Annotated in this window: 15 protein-coding genes; 7 read left to right on the forward strand and 8 right to left on the reverse strand. The window is 58.9% G+C overall.

The window, feature by feature from the left end:
* The first annotated feature begins 150 nt into the window (after nucleotides 1-150).
* The gene (locus NW818_RS04260) at nucleotides 151-462 is read left to right on the forward strand and encodes a YbjQ family protein (RefSeq protein WP_414330438.1); all 312 of its coding nucleotides are present in this window, start codon (nucleotides 151-153) and stop codon (nucleotides 460-462) included.
* Nucleotides 463-467: 5 nt separating this feature from the next.
* Here the strand turns inward: NW818_RS04260 and NW818_RS04265 are convergent, their stop codons facing one another.
* Both NW818_RS04265 and NW818_RS04270 read right to left on the reverse strand, forming a co-directional pair.
* Nucleotides 468-1217, reverse strand: coding sequence for a YebC/PmpR family DNA-binding transcriptional regulator (locus tag NW818_RS04265; protein ID WP_414350786.1), 750 nt, complete (start codon nucleotides 1215-1217; stop codon nucleotides 468-470).
* 172 nt (nucleotides 1218-1389) lie between these two features.
* Complete coding sequence (locus NW818_RS04270) at nucleotides 1390-2142, reverse strand: hypothetical protein (protein ID WP_414423921.1); 753 nt, start codon at nucleotides 2140-2142, stop codon at nucleotides 1390-1392.
* Nucleotides 2143-2461: 319 nt separating this feature from the next.
* Here NW818_RS04270 and NW818_RS04275 point away from each other — a divergent pair, with 319 nt between their 5' ends.
* The 6 genes from NW818_RS04275 to NW818_RS04300 all read left to right on the forward strand — a co-directional run bounded on the left by NW818_RS04275 (nucleotide 2462) and on the right by NW818_RS04300 (nucleotide 9516).
* Complete coding sequence (locus NW818_RS04275) at nucleotides 2462-3379, forward strand: CoB--CoM heterodisulfide reductase iron-sulfur subunit B family protein (protein WP_414423922.1); 918 nt, start codon at nucleotides 2462-2464, stop codon at nucleotides 3377-3379.
* 147 nt (nucleotides 3380-3526) lie between these two features.
* Nucleotides 3527-5086 (forward strand): hypothetical protein, encoded by a 1560-nt coding sequence (locus NW818_RS04280; protein ID WP_414423923.1) that lies wholly within the window; start codon nucleotides 3527-3529, stop codon nucleotides 5084-5086.
* Nucleotides 5087-5226: 140 nt separating this feature from the next.
* Nucleotides 5227-6213: a pentapeptide repeat-containing protein gene (locus tag NW818_RS04285; protein WP_414423924.1), complete on the forward strand. Its 987-nt coding sequence runs from the start codon at nucleotides 5227-5229 to the stop codon at nucleotides 6211-6213.
* Between the two features lie 144 nt (nucleotides 6214-6357).
* Complete coding sequence (locus NW818_RS04290; RefSeq protein WP_414423925.1) at nucleotides 6358-7836, forward strand: sensor histidine kinase; 1479 nt, start codon at nucleotides 6358-6360, stop codon at nucleotides 7834-7836.
* A gap of 109 nt (nucleotides 7837-7945) precedes the next feature.
* Nucleotides 7946-8704, forward strand: coding sequence for a sensor histidine kinase (locus NW818_RS04295; protein WP_414356506.1), 759 nt, complete (start codon nucleotides 7946-7948; stop codon nucleotides 8702-8704).
* A 68-nt stretch (nucleotides 8705-8772) separates the two neighbouring features.
* A complete protein-coding gene (locus NW818_RS04300) occupies nucleotides 8773-9516 on the forward strand; it encodes a response regulator transcription factor (RefSeq protein WP_011432966.1) in 744 nt (247 codons plus the stop codon).
* A 47-nt stretch (nucleotides 9517-9563) separates the two neighbouring features.
* On the opposite strand, the gene NW818_RS04305 is transcribed toward NW818_RS04300, so the two are convergent.
* The 6 genes from NW818_RS04305 to clpX form a co-directional block, all read right to left on the reverse strand.
* A complete protein-coding gene (locus NW818_RS04305; protein WP_414423926.1) occupies nucleotides 9564-11207 on the reverse strand; it encodes a DUF3352 domain-containing protein in 1644 nt (547 codons plus the stop codon).
* A gap of 95 nt (nucleotides 11208-11302) precedes the next feature.
* Nucleotides 11303-11803, reverse strand: a complete 501-nt coding sequence (locus tag NW818_RS04310) for a ribonuclease H family protein (protein ID WP_414398939.1) — start codon at nucleotides 11801-11803, stop codon at nucleotides 11303-11305.
* A gap of 465 nt (nucleotides 11804-12268) precedes the next feature.
* The gene (locus tag NW818_RS04315; RefSeq protein ID WP_414343695.1) at nucleotides 12269-13375 is read right to left on the reverse strand and encodes a phosphotransacetylase family protein; all 1107 of its coding nucleotides are present in this window, start codon (nucleotides 13373-13375) and stop codon (nucleotides 12269-12271) included.
* 78 nt (nucleotides 13376-13453) lie between these two features.
* The gene (locus NW818_RS04320; protein ID WP_414388369.1) at nucleotides 13454-14878 is read right to left on the reverse strand and encodes a TrkH family potassium uptake protein; all 1425 of its coding nucleotides are present in this window, start codon (nucleotides 14876-14878) and stop codon (nucleotides 13454-13456) included.
* Between the two features lie 59 nt (nucleotides 14879-14937).
* Complete coding sequence (locus NW818_RS04325) at nucleotides 14938-15627, reverse strand: potassium channel family protein (RefSeq protein WP_414329043.1); 690 nt, start codon at nucleotides 15625-15627, stop codon at nucleotides 14938-14940.
* A 70-nt stretch (nucleotides 15628-15697) separates the two neighbouring features.
* Nucleotides 15698-17044, reverse strand: a complete 1347-nt coding sequence (clpX, locus tag NW818_RS04330) for an ATP-dependent protease ATP-binding subunit ClpX (protein WP_414388367.1) — start codon at nucleotides 17042-17044, stop codon at nucleotides 15698-15700.
* Nucleotides 17045-17308: the final 264 nt, after the last annotated feature.

Below are 17308 nucleotides of genomic sequence, written 5' to 3' on the forward strand. Positions count from 1 at the left end.
ATAAATGACTATGCGTTGTGGAACGGTTATCTGTAGGGATTGGTCGCCCTTCGACATATCGCCACTCTGCTGAAAACACAGGGCAAGAACCCGATTCCAAAGGTTGAGGATCCCGACTATCTTGGTGGGTGTTGACCCAGGAAGCAAGCCATGCTGCTGACCACTACAGACGTGCTCCAAGGTAGAGAGGTTGAGCGTTACTTGGGCATTGTTACCGCCGAGGTAGTTTATGGCACCAATGTTCTACGGGACTTCCTTGCTACCCTCCGCAACATCATCGGGGGACGCACAAGAACCTATGAAGAAGTTCTCGAGAATGCCCAGAAAAAGGTTTTGGAAGAGTTGGAGCAGCGAGCCAAACGTTTGGGAGCAAATGGCATCCTAGGCGTTAGCATTCATACCAACATGAGCACGACAATGATCCTCGTTACCGCCGCCGGCACCGCCGTCAAGCTGCGCTAGAACCTTTAGGCCAGGCTTTCCATCACCGCCTCGTCGATCTCGAAATTGGCATAGACATTCTGCACATCGTCTAGGTTGTCGAGACGCTCCATCAGGGCAAGCACTGACTTGGCCGTATCGGGATCCTCCACATGCACCTCCGTAGAGGGGATCCAGCGGATGGCCGCATCTTGCACTGGGTAGCCCTCTTTTTTCAGGTAGGTGGCCACCTGCTCCAGCAGGGTGTAATCGCAGTAGACTTCTGCGTCGGTTCCCTCTACCTTGAGATCCTCCCCGCCTGCTTCGGCTACCGCTAGCAGCAGAGCTTCGGGATCTGTCACCCCCTCTAGGCTAATCACCCCTTTTTGCCGGAACAGCCAGCTCACACAGCCGGCTTCTCCCAAGCTGCCGCCGGTTTTGCTGAAGGCTTCTCGCACCTCGGCAGCCGTGCGGTTGCGGTTGTCGGTCATGGCCTCGATCAACACAGCCACCCCACCGGGGCCGTAGCCCTCGTAGCGAACTTCTTCCAGGGGGCTGTCGTCGCTCCAGTTGCCGGCTCCCTTGGCAATGGCTCGTTCAATGTTTTCGCTGGGCATCCCCGCTGCTTTGGCTTTCTCCACTGCCGCCCGCAACTGAAAATTCCCATCCGGATCTGGCAAGCCGTTGCGAGCTGCCACGATGATGGCCCGCGAGAGCTTGGTAAAGAGGCTGCCCTTTTTGGCATCTACACGGGCCTTTTGCCGTTTAATGTTGGCCCACTTGCTGTGTCCTGCCATGCCGCCACACACCAGTCAAGCAATGAATTGGAGGGATCCCTCCACTTTTGAAGCCTAGATCACCTCGGCTCAGGACTCAACCCCGCGACAACTGGGAGGGCACTAGCCTGGTCACAAAACAAGGGATCCTGAGGATCCCTCACAACCCAGACTTAGCCACCCCATAACCCCCTCAGGGCTGGATCGGCTGCCGCTGAATTACATCCCCTTGAGGTGGAGGTGGAGCGGCTGGGGTTTCTTGAGGAGTAGGTGTTGCCTCTACGGGAGGAGTTGCTCCAGGAGGCGGGGGCAGAGGGGGCACAGCTTCTCCAGGCACAGGCCCAGGTGTAGGCGTGGGGGTTGGGGATGGAGTTAGAAAGGGCGTCACCTGTCCCAACAGCTCGGCATAGAAAATCGCATCTTGCTCTGGCCCAAAGCGCCCCACTTCCCAACGGTGACGGGGCACAAACATTGTTTGCAGCAGCACTTCCCGGCTGACAAAAGCGGGAGTACCCGAGAAGACGTAGCCATCGACAATGACTCGATTCAAATCGGGCCGAGTTTGAAACACCCGATCCACCTCCCGCAGCATCTCCGTATCCAGCCGCCCCAGCAGAGTTTCCAGGGTGTCTTCAGGGCTGATCGGTACCCGTACCGAAAAGCGATAGCCTTCGCAACGATAGTCCCCACAGATCTTGACCAGCTCGTTACGCACCCGGATTTGCGCCCCAGGATCCAAATTGCGCCCTGGCACAAGGACTTCTTCCTGAGGTTGCTGTTCGACCGGCTGGGCCCATAGCTGGAGTTGACTTGCCCATCCTGCCCAAACTAGGGATCCGAAAAACAAGCCAAATCCCCAACCTTTTAGAGGAAGGCTCCAACCCAGACTGCCCTGCTTAGAGCGGGGTGAAAAGGGGAAATCGCGATCCTGGATCGGGCTGTTCATAAGGCGTTGACCGATTCCTCAGCGATGGCTACCGCCAAATCTACCCGACATCGGCTAGGGAGGCACTAGGCAGGGAGAAAAATAGGGTATCGGCTCCGAATGGTTTCAAAATAGGGGCAGATAAATAGGGAAGCTTTGACAAACTCCCTGTCCTGGGCAGCAACGGATGTGCTGTGGCAGCGCATGGGTGTAGGATCTTAGGCTCTGGGTTCCCGCTCTGCAGGCAGGCCAGTGCTCTGCTGTGTGGGCAATGGATCCATGGATTGTTATTACCGTTGAGATCGCAAACCCAATTCTCTTCTTCTTCTCACGTCTTCTCATGACCGCGGTTGTTCCTTCACCTTTGCGCTACGCCTACTACCCCGGCTGTGTGGCCCAGGGGGCCTGTCGTGAGCTGTATGACTCCACCGACCAGATTGCGCGGCATCTGGGCATTGAACTGGTGGAGCTGGAAGCCGCTTCCTGCTGTGGTTCGGGCACCTTCAAAGAAGAATCGGAGCTGCTGGAAGATACGGTGAATGCCCGCAACCTGGCTTTGGCGGAAGCGCTGGGGCTGCCGATGCTTACCCACTGCAGCACCTGTCAGGGAGTGCTGGGCCGCGTGAATGAAAAGTTGAAGGCTGCGAAAACCGCGAGTCCAGAGTACTTTCACCAGGTGCAGGCCCTGTGCCAGAAAGGAGGCTGCGAGAGCTGCTACCAGGGCACAGGCGATGTGCGCCATTTGCTGTGGGTGCTGGCTCATGACTACGGCCTGGAGCGATTGGCCCAACAGGTCAAACGGCCTCTCCTGGGACTGCGCTGCGCTGCCTTCTACGGGTGTTATCTGTTGCGGGCCTACGACATCTCCCGCTTCGATGTGGCACGGGATCCCCATTTGATGGAGGATCTCTTCGAGCGTTTGGGGGCCACCCCTGTTTGGTATCGCGGGCGCACCCAGTGTTGCGGCTGGCCCATTTCCAGCTACGCCCCGCAGCAGTCTTTCTCGATGGCAGGCCGGCATCTCGTAGAGGCCATAGAGGCGGGAGCCGATTGTTTGGTTACCCCCTGTCCTCTATGTCACCTCAACTTGGACTCTCGGCAGCCGGAGGTGGAACAGGTGATCGGGCGCAAGCTGGGGATCCCGATCCTGCATTTGCCACAATTGGTGGGCCTGGCCCTGGGGATCCCGGCGGAAAACTTGGGACTGAACCGCCATGTAGTACAGGTGGAAAGAGCCCTGCAAAAAATAGGCCGCTAAATCCCACTTGATGGCTGGGGGATCCCTGGGCAAACATCAGGTCTGGGAAGGATGTGTTATTCTGCCCAGCAAGGTACCCGTCCTTGTTCAAAAACCGCAAAGATCCTCGTAAGCTTAGATCCACCTACTCCTGCTTAGCAGCTCCCTATGGTTGTCTCGGATCCCTTTGGCCTTGTTGTGCAAGAAGTGCAGCAGGGCGGGTACGCAGACCGAGTGAAAAAGCTGGTTTACTTTGCCTGCACCAGCACTTGGGAAAGCGATGTCAGCAAGTTGAGCCAGATAGATCTGAAAGCCCTGCTGGAGCAGCTTTGCCGTGAGCACGCTACCCTTGATGCTTTGGGCCAACGCTTTCGAGAGGCCCTCAGCCGCATCAACAAAAAAGCCGAGTATGCTCGCATCGCCAAGATGCTGCTAAGCAAGCTACAGCCCCTGTATCAACAGCCCCAAGCGGATCCCTCTAGCCCACTCATGCCCTCGCTCAAGGAGCCATCAGCTTGGGCCGCACCCTCGCCTATCTTGTCCTTGGAGTATGGAAGCCCACGACTGCAAAAGCAAGACTACGATCCCTTCGAGCTGCGGGCAGGGGTGATGCGGCAAACCAGCCCTTTGCGGGCCAAGCTGGTTCTGTTCACGGCTTTGTACCACAAAGTAGAGCCTACTCTGCAGGGGTTGGCGGCCCTGCGGCGCTACAGCCTGGACGAGCTGCTCAGAGCCCTCTACGATGCCTGCGCCTCCCCCCAAGAACTGGAAGCCCGGCTGAAGGAGGCGGTGCAGCAGTTGCAGGAGCCGGATCAGGATGGCCAAGCCGCCAATGCTGTGCTGCAGATGCTGAAGCCTCTTTACGTTGACGTGCCCCCAGCGACCCTCCCCGGCGGAGGATTGGCTGCTGAGCCTCTCTCCGCCAATCTGGATTGGCTGAATACCGAAGATGCCGCTCGCGCGGGCGAGGCAGAGTCCCTGGCCAGCCCCATGACTTGGATTGACGCTGGGATCCCAGAAGATGAGGAAGAACCTGCAGATCCTCTGGCTTTTGCAACCTGGACAACACCACCCGGCCCCTCTTCTGACCTGCGACAGGAGATCCCAGAGTCCTGCCGCCAACTGCTCCATCACAGCGCCGGATCCTTGATGGTTGCCATCGAGAACACCCTAAGCGAGTTGGGCAACGCCCTGGACGAAGGTCTGCAGGATGAGGATCCCGTCCAATATCTGACCCTCAAACACCAGGTGCTGCGCGGCTTCTTGAGGGATGTCGAGGGATCCGCCGCAATGTTCATGGGGATCTTGAAAAAGCTAGAACAATCGGAGTGGCGCCTGGTGCAGCCCCTGCGCGTCAGCAATGCAAAACAGGCTCTGCCGGAGGCGGTTACCGAAATGCCCGCTGAGCTGGCGGATCCCTATGCTTCCCTAAGACAGGTGTTGGCCAGCAGCGAGCTGGCCCAGCAAAAGCCGCAGTTGGAGCAGGAGGTGATGCGTTTGGTGCGGCGCAGCGTCGGCTCTGTCAAAACTGCTATCGAACAGGCCCTGAGCGAGTTGGGCAAGGCGTTGGATGAGCAGTTCCAAACCTGCACCCTAGAGGAAGCCTTGGTTCTCAAGTACCAAACACTACGCGCCTTTTTGCAGGAAGTGGGGGAGATCTCCACCAAATTTGCTGCTTTCTTGGATCGCATGGAGGAGGCAGAGCGCCGTCTGTTCGGGCTGGTTTGAAGCTCAAACCCGCTGTTTGGGGATCCCGTTCAACACTGGCGATCAGCTGCGCAGAGTGCTGGGGAAACGCCCGGATCCTTATCTAGAATAACCACCAGTGCAGCTCCTCTCTCACTTCTCTGAGCTCTCCCCTCTCTTCTATGGATGCCAAGGATCTGCTTCGGCTTTACCGGGCAGGACGGATCAACTTTGCCGGCGAGAACCTGGCCGCCCTTGACCTGAGCCGGGCCGATTTGATCGGGGTGGATCTCTCCCAAGCAAACCTGCACAGCGCCAATTTGATCTTCGCCTTCTTGGGGCGGGCCAAGCTGCAGAAGGCCAACCTCGTCGGGGCTAACCTCGGGGGGGCCAACCTCAGCCAGGCGGACTTGAGCGAGGCGGATCTCAGAGATGCCCAGTTGCACGGCGCCACCCTACAAGGAGCAGATTTGCATGGGGCCAACCTAACGCTGGCTCTGTTGATCGATGCCAACCTGCTGGATGCGGATCTGCGCTGGGCCAACCTCACCAGTGCCAACTTGGGAGGGGCTTGCCTGCGGGGGGCCAATCTCCGTTTCGATAGCCGCCGGGGAGCGGTACTGCGCAACGCCAATCTTAGCCGCGCTGATCTCAGCGGAGCCAACCTGTCGGGAGCGGATTTGACACGGGCCGACCTGAGCGGGGCCAACCTAAAAGAGGCCAGTTTGATCAAGGCCAACTTGCAAGGGGCCAGCCTGCAGCAAGCCCGTTTGCAGGGAGCCATCCTGAGCGAGACCGACCTGAGGGGGGTTTCTTTTTTGGGGGCAGACCTGCAAGGGGTGCAGATGGCGCGGGCCAACTTGAAGGAGGCGATACTTCGCCAGGTGAATCTGACAGAGGCCAACTTGAGCGAGGCGGATCTGGCCGCAGCCGATCTTTCCGCGAGTTCTTTGTGCTCGGCCAAACTGGCGCGGACGGATCTCAGTCGGGCCAATCTGGCCGGGGCCGATTTGCGGTATGCCAACCTGGTGGACGCCTATTTGGGCCGCACCAATCTGGAAAATGCCGATCTCGGCAGCGCGATCCTAACCCGAGCCGATCTGAGCACAGCCAACCTCAGCGGGGCCAATTTGCGCGGGGCAACTCTGCCGGATGGACGGGTAGGCTGATTGGACAGACTCGCTACCGTATGAGGACGAGGATTCTTGTCCCTGAGTGAGACGGGGATCCGCCCCGGAAAAGGTGAGGTTTTCCCCTGCCCCAGAGGGGCCACAACCGCTACCCTACAAGGGAAGGATGGGTCAAAGAGATCCGTGAACAGCCGCCGATTTCTGTCCTTGATGGAAGCTTTGTGGGCCGATCTGCCCTTGCCGGAATGGTTGCCGGGGGCAGGAGAGCACTCCTGGCAGCAGACGGTGGCAGCCCTGCTCCAGCTATGGCAAGAAGTTGGACAGTTTGGGGTGGTGATCGGTGGGCCGGTGTCTTGGTGGCCCCCCTGGGTGGTTCGGGATCCGCTGCCTCAACTGCCGTCGCCCATTGACGCTCCAGAGCCAAACCTGAAGCTGCGGGAGCTGGCCCGTGAAGATCCCTGGCTGTTTACCCCTGACTTGTCCCCTGAGTCGATTCTGACCCCTGGCCAGACGGTGATCCCTCTCCTGCCGCAGGATCCCCTGGTGGAGGAGCCTTTTTTGCTGGTGCTCACCCCTGTTTTTTCGGCGGTGGCCGCCCAAGGGCATCACCCCCACACGCGGCAGAGGGGGATGATGGTGTCTTTTGAGCCGGAAGTGGTGCATCGGGCTTGGCAGATCCTAGAGCAGCGGGTTCAACAGGGTAGGCCGGATCGCTTGCCCTTCTGGCAGCAGTTGATGAAGCACCATCCCCTGATGGAGCCCCATGTGCGGGTGCTGGCCCGCTTCAGCAGCCTTCTTCTGCTGGGAAACCTGGCCGAGTCGGGATCCCCGCCCGCTCGCTTACCCCCCGCCAGAGCCGAGAACTCCCCTGCGCCCACAACCCGGCCAGAAGATTGGCAGAAGCGGCGGTCTCCTCCTTCCCATGGCCAGCCTGCCGGTCAAGGCCAACAGAACAGCCTTTCGGAGGCAGAACTGTTGCGGGCTCTCATCCACGAGATCCAGACGCCCCTCAGCACCATCCGCACCTTGGTTAGTCTCATCCTGAAGCGGCACGATCTGCCGTCGCGGGTACGGGAATACGTGGAGAAAATTGACCGCGAATGTACCGAGCAAATCAACCGCTTCGGGCTGTTTTTCCAGGCTACAGAAACGGTGATGCCCGCTGCTACCCCACAGGAGGGGCGTCGGCTTCAGCTAGAGCCCATTGCGCTGGTGGACTTGGTGCGGCAAAACCTGCCTCGCTGGCAGGAGCAGGTGGAACGGCGGGGATCCCAACTGGAGTTGGAGATTCCCGATGAGCTGCCGGATGTGGTCAGCGATCCCAAGGCGCTGGAAGCGGTGCTGTTTGGCATGGTCGACCGCATTGCCCGCAGCACGCCGGCTGGCAGCCACATTCGCGCCCAGTTGGTCAGCGCAGGGGAGCTGGTCAAACTTCAGTTTCAGGTCAACACACCTGAGGGCAGCGACGCCACTGTTGCCTCAGAGCCCAAATCCCCTCAGGCGATTGGGCAGTTGTTGGTCGTGCAGCCGGACACAGGTGCAGTAAGCCTCAGCCTTCCCGTCACCCAAACTCTGTTCCGCGCCTTGGGGGGCTACCTCACCGTGCGCCATCGCGCCCGTCGGGGGGAAATTCTCAACATCTACCTGCCCCGCCAGCTATAAGCCACCCAGTTGGGATCCCGATAGCGTCTCAGGATTGATATGGCGGATTGCAGGGGAGGTAGGGCTAGGATCGATCTGCCAGCGCCGGGAGAGTCTAGAGATTGGATCCATGCCGAGAGCCAGAAAAGTTGCTGAACACCATCCAGAGCCTGAACCCGTCTGCGGAGCCGGAGAACCCAAGGTTAAGGGGGTCACTCTTTCTGCCCAGCAGCTTTCCACTTTGCTTCACGAAATGCGCAATCCTCTCACCGCCCTGAGCACGCTGGCCAAGTTATTGCAAAAACGCTTGCCCCCCGAGGATCGCAACCACTGGATTGGCCTCAGCATTGAACAGGAGTGCAAACATCTACAGGAGCTGTTGGCGGAGTTTGAGCGTTGGGACGGGATCCCGGCCCCCCTCCAGCTTCAGCCCCTCTCCTTGGCCGACCTGCTGCGGGAGTGGATCCCCATCTATCAAGCCTTGGCCGAAACGCAGGGACACCACTTTCAAGCCGTCCTGCCCCCTTCCCTACCCCCTGTACAAGCCGATCCGCGTGCCCTGCGGCAGGTGCTTGATAACTTGATCGACAACGCTTGCAAGTACACCCCGCCCCCAGGTGAGATCCGGCTGAAGGTGGAGCTGGGTGAAGATCCCTCAACTGCTTCGCAATGGGAAGTGTTCGTTGCCGTCTGCGACAACGGCCCCGGCATCCACCCTGAGAACCTGGAGCGGATCTTCGATCCCTTTTTTCGGGCAGATCTTTCTAAGCCAGGGCAGGGGCTGGGGTTGGCCATTAGCCGCGACCTGGCCACCCGGATGGGCGGAGATCTCCAGGTGGAAAGCTCCCCCCAAGGCTCCTGTTTTCGCCTGAGATTGCCCACAGGTTAGTAGGAAGATTGTAGAGATATGGGATGGCAGGTGCCGCCAAACGCTTGAACGCTACCCAGGAGCTGCAGATGGCCTCTTCTCCCCCAGCCAAACCCGAACCCCCTGCTGCCAGTCCAGCAGCCCGCATTCTGCTAGTAGATGATGAACCCGGCTTACGGGAAGCGGTGCAAGCCTACCTCGAGGACAGCGGCTTTGAGGTGATCCCGGCGGCCAACGCCCAGCAGGCTCTGCAACTGCTCAGCACGGCCCAGCCTCAGTTGATCATCTCCGACATCATGATGCCGGGCATGGATGGCTATCAATTTTTGGCCCAACTGCGAAAACTCGAGCCCTACAGCCATCTGCCGGTGGTGTTCCTCACCGCCAAGGGGATGACCGCCGACCGCATCCAGGGTTACCGGGCCGGTGTCGATGCCTATTTGCCCAAGCCCTTCGATCCGGAGGAGCTGGTGGCCATTGTCTCCAATCTCATTGAGCGATCCCGCGCTGCCAGCCCTTCGGAGGTGGTGGCCCGCGAGCTGGCCTCGATTCGCGCCCTGCTGTCGGAGCGCACCCTTGCCACAGCCACGCCTGCCCAGACCTCTGCCCCCACCCCCCTGCCCCCACCCATCAAGGTAGAGCTGACGCCGCGGGAACAACAGGTGTTGGAGAAGGTGGCAGAAGGGCTGATGAACAAGGAGATTGCCAAGCAGCTGCAAACCAGCGTGCGCAACGTGGAAAAATACGTGACCCGCCTGCTGAACAAGACGGGCACCAGCAGCCGCACCGAGCTGGTTCGCTATGCCCTTACCTATGGCCTAATTCGGCTATAGCCCTCACCCCCAACCCCTAGGAAGACTGAAGAACGTGAGACACGGTTTTATCGCTGGGGCTTTGGTGGCACAGTAACCAGCAGCTCCAACCCAAAGGCGTGATCCCCGGCAGGGTAGCTGGTAATGCCCAGCCCATCGATGCGGGTCAGCAGCTCACGGGCCTCCGGCTCCAAGCCTGCCAAACCACCCGGTAGTGTGGCCTCCAGCACTGTTCGGATCCCTTGCCAATTCAGCAAAAAGTAGCCGTAGTTGGGCTTGGGCAACTGATCGTAGAGGGTTTTCAGCGGCTCGGTTTGGGGAAGCAAATTGCCCTGGCGTTGGGCGAGGGTTTGCAGCGCCGCCGTGCTGCTGGTCACGATCAAATAGTTGCCTTCCCAGGCGCGGGTCAAAAGCGGGCGGTTAAACAAGGGATCCGCCCAGATCACCTGCCCACCGGCTTCCGTTACCCGTGCTCCGGATTCTTGGGCCAGCCGATCCAACTGAGTCAGGGCCGCGTTGGCCTTGTCTTTTTGGCCAGTCTCGATCACCAGGGCTGCTCCCATGCCCTGCAACAGCGGATGGGCCTGGGCATCAGGTGCCACCAGCAGGGCCATCTCCCCATCCATCCAGGCCAGCAGATCTTTTTCCAAGTCCAAGCGAGTATTGGCGCGAAACTCAGCCCGCAGCTCCTCTAACGACTCTTTGACCGGCGGATCTTTCTCCAGCTCAGGCATAACGGCTTGCCAGCGCTGGGCAATCTGCTGGGTGGTCAGCACCGCCAAGGCATTGCCGGGCAGCCGCTGAATGAGTTCGCCGCGAGCCGTTTGCCACCCCCCCTGCACCTGGGTTTTCGGATCGGTCTGGGTCAACATGCGCAGCCGCAGGCCCTGCTCCTGCCAGTGGGCAGCCATGGCCAAAGAGCGCAGGGGTTGCAGGGATCCCAGCGTCGCCGGATCCAGATCCTGCATCCAGTCTTTGAAAGATTCGGGATCCTCCTGCAAAGCCTGGAAGTTGAAGTAGGCAAAGGCCAGCGTGCCGCTCTTATACAGATCGCCAACAGCGGTGCGGAAACTTTCGGAGCGGCCAATCGGCTCTGCTTCGCCGCGATACACAGCAATCGCCTGCTGCATCACCCTCGGGTCGTTGGCCACCGCCACAAAACGGTTGCCAAACTCAGCAGTTACCCACCGCTCGCCCGGCTCTCCGTTGGTTTGCACATAGAGGGTGACCCCTTGCTCCTGGCGCTGCTCGAAGTTGGCCCCTTCTGCTGCTGCCTGTTGCCGCACCCGGGCCAAGAATTGCCCAGACAAATCAGCGTTGCGGGTGCTGGCTCCAAACAGGATCCCGGGCACCGGCTCGGCAGCTCCGGGCACCAGATTGGGGATCACCACTGCCATCGTGAATTGCTCGCCAGCCCAAGCTTGCATCTCTTCCCGAGAGAACTCCTTGCCGGTTTCAGCCAAAGCTTCTGCCGTCCAGCTCTCCCACTGGGCCAAAAGGTCAGGGTGAGTGCGAAAAGATTCTTCCGGTTGGGTAGAAAAGGTCAGCACCAGGGGCGCCGACTGGGGAACCAGCGCGGTTTCCGGCAGAACATCGCCGGGCAACTGTACCTGTGGCCCTCTGAGTTGGCAGGATCCCAGAAGCCAAGAGCCCCCCACCGCCATCAACGTAAGGGAGAGAGGACGAAACCGGCACTGAAGTTGGGTCTTCATATCACACCTGCGACGAGCCGTCCTCTTGAGGATAGGCGATGGACTCAGAGCCTGTCTGTGATCGCAGCCTCATACATCGGAATATGTAGAAATTGTTACTTTGGCCGGGCGCGAGCGACCAACTCATCCACGTACTCGTTCCAGCGCAACCCTTCGTGAGCCTGGATCCAAACCACCTGCACCTGAGGGCACTGCTGCTTTAGTTGATACAGTTCCTGAACCAGATCCAAGTTTTCCACCGGCCCGGTGCGCCGCCGCCACCCCTGCGCTGCCCAGCGATCCATCCAGTCGTTGTAGGTCTGTACGCAAAGGTGGGAGTCGCTGTAGATGGTATCGACGCCGTTGCCCTGGGTGTGGCGGCAATATTGCAAGGCCCGGATGAGGCCGGTCAACTCCATGCGGTTGTTGGTGCTATCGGGATCCCCTCCCCAAAACTCTTCCACAATTTGATCATCTTGAACCACCACCACGGCCCATCCCCCTGGCCCCGGATTGGGAGAACATCCCCCGTCGGTGAAGATGCCACTGTGGGGGCAGGCAACCAGACGGCTGGGGCCCGCTCCTTTGCGGCTGTGCATCCGTGAAACCTTGGCCATGGTGCTCATCCGGCGCTAACGGCAACATTTGGGATCCCGGCTCGACAACAGACACTGCATCTTATTGCAGAAGGGCGTGCCGGCACCACTGTTTAGTGTATTCAGCTTCAGAAAAGCTTTGTTTCACACTATTAGCAGCATAAACCCCGTCAACATCAGCTTACGTGACACTGACGCACAAGGTTAAAAACAGTACGAACAAAAACCCCCAGAAAATCTGGGGGAGGAGTGGTGTGTTGAGGTGATGAATACTCGCATGATATCTCTCGAATTCGGTGAGTAGGCCAAACCGGCGATAGATCCCTGCGTTTTTTTGCAGAAATCATTGCAGATACTGGAAAGCATCAGACACTAGAGACCAGCGCGTCAAAACTGAGCTTATTTCGTCTTGATCAGATATAGTGCTCAATCTCGAAGAAATATCTATTTAGACACCAAATATAGAGAAGCCAGTAATAACTTTTCTTATGCACCTACCGCCGACACTAGGGGTTGTGTCAAGCCCAAATGAGCATAGAGACGGGAAAAGTCAAAATTCGCTGACATTAGCTCTTGGATGCAGCGGACTTTCACCTCCTCGTGCAGGCGAATCTGCCCAAAAACCCGTTCGATGCGGTTGATGGTGGTGAAGGTGTCCAGATCCACCGAGAGGATCGGCACTTCCAGCTCTTCTGCTCGAGACTGAATGCGGGGATCCAGAGGGAGCTTGCCGGTCAAGATCAGGCAGAGGGTGGAAGTTTCTAGGGCGGCCAGTTGAATATCGGTGCGGTCTCCGCCGGTGATCACCGCCTTGTGATCCAGCTTACGGAAGTACTTCAAGGCCGAGTTGACGTTCATCGCCCCTACCGCAATGTCTTCAACCATCAGGTCCATCCGATCCGGACAGCAGAGCACCTCGGCATCCAGTTGCCGCACCAACTCCCCAACGCTGATGCTGCGCAAAATGCGATGGGAGGGCAAAATCCCCAGCACCGGGATCCCGTGTCCCTCCAAAAAAGGCCGAATGATCGTTTTTGCCGGTTGCATTTGGTCAGGTGGCACATCGTTCAGCAGCACGCCTGCCAAGCGGGATCCCAGTTGACGATGGACAAAGAGAAGAGAATCAACAGCCAAGGAGGAATGGTAGCGACTGATCAGCAGTACCGGAGCATCCAGGGCTTGGGCCATCTTGGCCAGCGACAGGCCAAACAATTCCCCCTCGTAAAGATCGGCTGGGCCTTCCAGCAGCACCAAATCGGCAGGGGAGCGCTGGACAAACTCCAACAGAGGGGCAACCGGGCACTCTGGAGCTGGATCCCCGGGAGCTCGCTTCATTTGAGCCAGCAAAGCCTCTTCGTTGAGCCGGAGCAGCATCGGCGGCATTTGATCCATCGTCAGCCGCAGAGACTCCGCCACAAAGCGCATATCCGGATCGCCCCCTTCCAGCGAGCAATCTTCCCGCTCGCAAGAACCGATGGGCTTCCCATAGGTGACTTTTATCCCTTGCTGCTGCAGATGCTTGGCCAAACCCAAGATGGCAGCCGACTTACCGCTGAAGGGCTCAGTAGAACCAATTAAAAGGAACTTGGACACGGATGGCTCCCGGTAACGAGAGGGACGAAGGGATCCCTTACTCAGTCTAACGGAGGCTGCTCTCTCCTCAGTTCTGGACTAACCGATTAGGATCGACTCTTCAGGGTAGGTTACCAACGGGCGGGGCTGTTGTTGAGCCAAGGCCAAGACAATCGTCAATGCCCCCAACCGGCCCCAGAACATCACCAGCACAATGATCAGTTGGCCAAACCAGTTGAGCTCCCCGGTAAAGCCCGTCGAGAGGCCGCAGGTGGCAAAGGCGGAGATCACTTCAAACAACACCGGATCCAACCTACTGTTACTGTGGGTCAGCAAAATCAACCAAGCCGCCAACAATACCACAAACAGAGAAACCGTCAACACCGCTGCCGCCTTGCGCACCATGGAGGGATCCAAGCTGCGCCCGGCAATCTGAGCGCTGGGCAAACCGCGGGCATAGCCCCAGAGGGCCAACACCAACACCGCCAAGGTGCCGGTGGTCATGCCGCCCCCCATAGAAGCTGGGGCTGCCCCAATAAACATGAGAGCCATCAGCAGCAACTGGCTTGCCGGGGTCAAATCCTCAATGGGGATCGCGGCAAACCCAGCCGTTCGGGCAGAAACCGACTGAAAAAACGTCAGGCCCAAGCGGTGGGGCCAGCTTACCTCCAGCAGGGATCCGCCGGGCAAGCTCTCTCCCAAAAACAAGCCAATGCCGCCCGTGCAGAGCAAAACCACCACCACGCCCAGGGTAATCCGGGTGTGCAGAGAGGGGCGGTGGCCCCGTGGCCAGGTTAACAAATCCGACAAAACCGGGATGCCCAAACCGCCGATAAAAATCAGACCGGCCAAAATCGCCAGCGACAGACCATCTGTAGGGATCCCTTCCCGGCCAAACAGGTCAAATCCTGCATTACAAAAGGCCGACACCGCGTGAAAAATAGCCAGAAAAACTGCCCGCCCCGGCCCATAGAGATCCCGCCAGTGCACCCAGAGCAGCAGAGCCCCCCCCAACTCAATGAGAGTGACCCCCAGCAGCACCCGCCGAGTCAATTCCAGGATCGCCCCCGGATCGATGAGCCCCAGCGAATTGCACAGCGCCAAGCGATTGAGGAGGGAAATGCGCCGCCCGATCAATTGAAACACCACCACCGCCAACACCATGAAGCCCACCCCGCCAATCTGAATCAAGATCAGCAGCACAATCTGGCCCAACAGGGTGAGATCCTCCGCCGCCACAATCGTCGAGAGCCCCGTCACGCTCAGGGCCGACATGGCCGTAAACAGCGCCTCATTCCAGCTCAAGGGATCCCCGCGCCCGATCCCCGGCAACATGAGCACCAAAGTTCCCACCACTGCCAAGAGCCCCAACCCTACAACCAGGCGCAATGGCGGTGGCAGCGGGCGACGCCTGTCCCCCCCGAAAAACCACTGCAGACGATTCCCAAAGGCCCTAGAGGACTGAGACAATGCCGAGCCCGGTGTCGGCAGGTGGCGGGCGCGGGATGGTACCGGTGGAACCAAGCGCTCAGAGCCCTCCTCTCGCGGAAGCGGGGCGGAGCCCTCTCTCATCGGAGCCCTCCCTACATTTCATTCAGCCGCGAGATGTTGGTATTGGCCCCCAGAACCACCAGCAAATCCCCCTTTTCCAGCAGGTAGTCTGCGGGGGGAGAGACCACCAGCGATTGCTTTCGCTTCACCACCAGCACCGTGATGCCGAAGCGGCGACGCAGATCCGACTCCGCCAGCGTATGGCCCACCAACGCCTCCGGCACCTGTAATTCCGTAATGCTGTAGCCCGGCTCCAGCTCTAGCTGATCTAGGATCCCCGGTGCTGTCAACACCTGAGCCAAACGGCGCCCTGCCTCTTGCTCCGGCAACACCACCCGATCTGCCCCCACTCGCAGGAGAATAGAGCGTTGCCGCTCGGTCGACGCCTTACAGACCACATTGCGCACCCCCAGACTTTTCAGAGCCACCGTCGTCAGCAAATTGCTCTCGAAATCGCTGCCAATGGCCACCACCACCGTGTCGAAGGAGAGGATATCCACCGCTCGCAGCGCATCTTCATCGCTGGAATCGAGTGCCACCACCTGCGTCAGCTGATCCGCCAGGCGCTGCACGATCTCACGGCTGCGGTCGATCCCCAAGACATTGTGCCCTCGCTCCATCAAGGTGAGAGCCAAGCTAGAACCAAAGCGCCCCAGACCAATTACCGCATATTCACGATCCACCCGCTGTCGTTCGCGCCAGCGGAACGCAGTCCCTGCCATAGGATCTCCTGCCCCCTCTTTCAAGAACAGATCATAAGTTCATCCAGCAGGGATCGGAAGGGCCGCGACTCTAGGCCGACTCAGGCTTGGGCAGCGTAGAGGGGTGAGGAATCAGCTCGCGGGTGGAACGGCGCTCCACCATCTCTGCGGTGATGCGGATGTGCTTTAGGTCGCGGCGGGAGGGTGCCTCGTACATCACATCCAGCATTAGCTCTTCCACAATGGCCCGCAGGGCGCGAGCCCCGGTCTTGCGGCGATAAGCCTCTTTGGCAATGGCAGCAATGGCGGCAGGTTCAAACTCCAGTTCCACCCCGTCCATGCGCAACAGCTTCTGCGCCTGCTTGAGAATGGCGTTTTTGGGCTGCGTCAGGATCGCCTCCAGCGCCTTCTCATCCAGCGGATCCAAAGTCGCCACTACCGGGAGCCGCCCCGTGAATTCGGGAATCATGCCGTACTTGATCAAGTCTTCGGGCTCTAAAGCCTTGAGGGCATTGGCCATGCGTTGCTCGCGGGTAACCGACAATTGCTCCCCTGGCTTGATAAAGCCCATCGATTTCTTGCCAATGCGCTGCTCGATTACTTTTTCCAGGCCAACAAAAGCCCCCCCGCAAATGAAGAGGATGTTGGAAGTGTCGATTTGAATGCAGTCTTGATAGGGGTGCTTGCGCCCTCCCTGGGGAGGCACGTTGGCTATTGTCCCTTCCAGCATCTTCAACAAAGCCTGCTGCACCCCCTCGCCGGAGACATCGCGGGTAATGGAGGGGTTCTCGCTTTTGCGGGCAATTTTGTCGATTTCGTCGATGTAGATGATGCCGCGCTGGGCCTCTTCTACGTCCATGTCCGCCACCTGCAGCAGGCGCAACAGGATGTTTTCCACATCCTCGCCCACATAGCCAGCTTCCGTAAGGGTGGTAGCATCTGCAACCGCAAAAGGCACATCCAACATGCGAGCCAGGGTTTCCGCCAGCAGGGTTTTGCCGGAGCCAGTGGGGCCAATGATCAAAATGTTGGACTTCTGTAGCTCCACCTCATCCAGTTCCGAAACTCCGACGCTACCGGGGTTGGCCTTGGCAGCCAGACGCTTGTAGTGGTTGTAAACCGCCACCGACAAAACCTTCTTAGCTTTTTCTTGGCCAATCACATATTGGTCGAGATAGCGCATGATCTCCTGCGGCTTGGGCAACTGCGCCAAAGAAGGCAGGCTGCGGGAGGGTTTTTTGGGGGTTTCGCGACGGCTGGCGGCAGGGGCGGCAGCAGGAGGAGTGTTGCCGTCGTAGAGTTCCTCATCCAAAATCTCGTTGCAGAGCTCCACGCACTCGTCACAGATGTAGACCCCCGGCCCCGCAATCAACTTACGCACCTGATCCTGGGACTTGTTGCAGAAGGAGCACTTTAGATGGGAGTCATATTTGGCCATGGGATCCTCGTTGCTGCTTGCTCTTGGCTATCCTAATCCGGCAAAAGCCAGAAGAAAACTAAACCTTCCAATCCAGTCGCAAATTGGCTGCGAAAGCGTAAGGAGGCCGAAGTTGGTGGAATCTCACTGACCTACTAGTCTAGCATCTCCACTGGGCTCGTAGGGCTTGTTTCCGGATCCCCAAGGGGGCAGGGTGCCAAGAGATTCCCATGGGGATCAACTGGAAAGACTGGAGATATAGTCATTTCAAACTGGATTGAGACA

This window comes from Synechococcus sp. R6-5 (genome assembly GCF_047461775.1).
Classification (GTDB): Bacteria; Cyanobacteriota; Cyanobacteriia; order Thermostichales; family Thermostichaceae; genus Thermostichus.

Coding starts and splice junctions, on each gene's coding strand:
- NW818_RS04310 (WP_414398939.1), bottom strand. CDS start 11,803: ATGGCCAAGGTTTCACGGATGCACAGCCGCAAAGGAGCGGGCCCCAGC.
- NW818_RS04260 (WP_414330438.1), top strand. CDS start 151: ATGCTGCTGACCACTACAGACGTGCTCCAAGGTAGAGAGGTTGAGCGT.
- NW818_RS04270 (WP_414423921.1), bottom strand. CDS start 2,142: ATGAACAGCCCGATCCAGGATCGCGATTTCCCCTTTTCACCCCGCTCT.
- NW818_RS04265 (WP_414350786.1), bottom strand. CDS start 1,217: ATGGCAGGACACAGCAAGTGGGCCAACATTAAACGGCAAAAGGCCCGT.
- NW818_RS04300 (WP_011432966.1), top strand. CDS start 8,773: ATGGCCTCTTCTCCCCCAGCCAAACCCGAACCCCCTGCTGCCAGTCCA.
- NW818_RS04295 (WP_414356506.1), top strand. CDS start 7,946: ATGCCGAGAGCCAGAAAAGTTGCTGAACACCATCCAGAGCCTGAACCC.
- NW818_RS04305 (WP_414423926.1), bottom strand. CDS start 11,207: ATGAAGACCCAACTTCAGTGCCGGTTTCGTCCTCTCTCCCTTACGTTG.
- NW818_RS04285 (WP_414423924.1), top strand. CDS start 5,227: ATGGATGCCAAGGATCTGCTTCGGCTTTACCGGGCAGGACGGATCAAC.
- clpX (WP_414388367.1), bottom strand. CDS start 17,044: ATGGCCAAATATGACTCCCATCTAAAGTGCTCCTTCTGCAACAAGTCC.
- NW818_RS04275 (WP_414423922.1), top strand. CDS start 2,462: ATGACCGCGGTTGTTCCTTCACCTTTGCGCTACGCCTACTACCCCGGC.
- NW818_RS04325 (WP_414329043.1), bottom strand. CDS start 15,627: ATGGCAGGGACTGCGTTCCGCTGGCGCGAACGACAGCGGGTGGATCGT.
- NW818_RS04280 (WP_414423923.1), top strand. CDS start 3,527: ATGGTTGTCTCGGATCCCTTTGGCCTTGTTGTGCAAGAAGTGCAGCAG.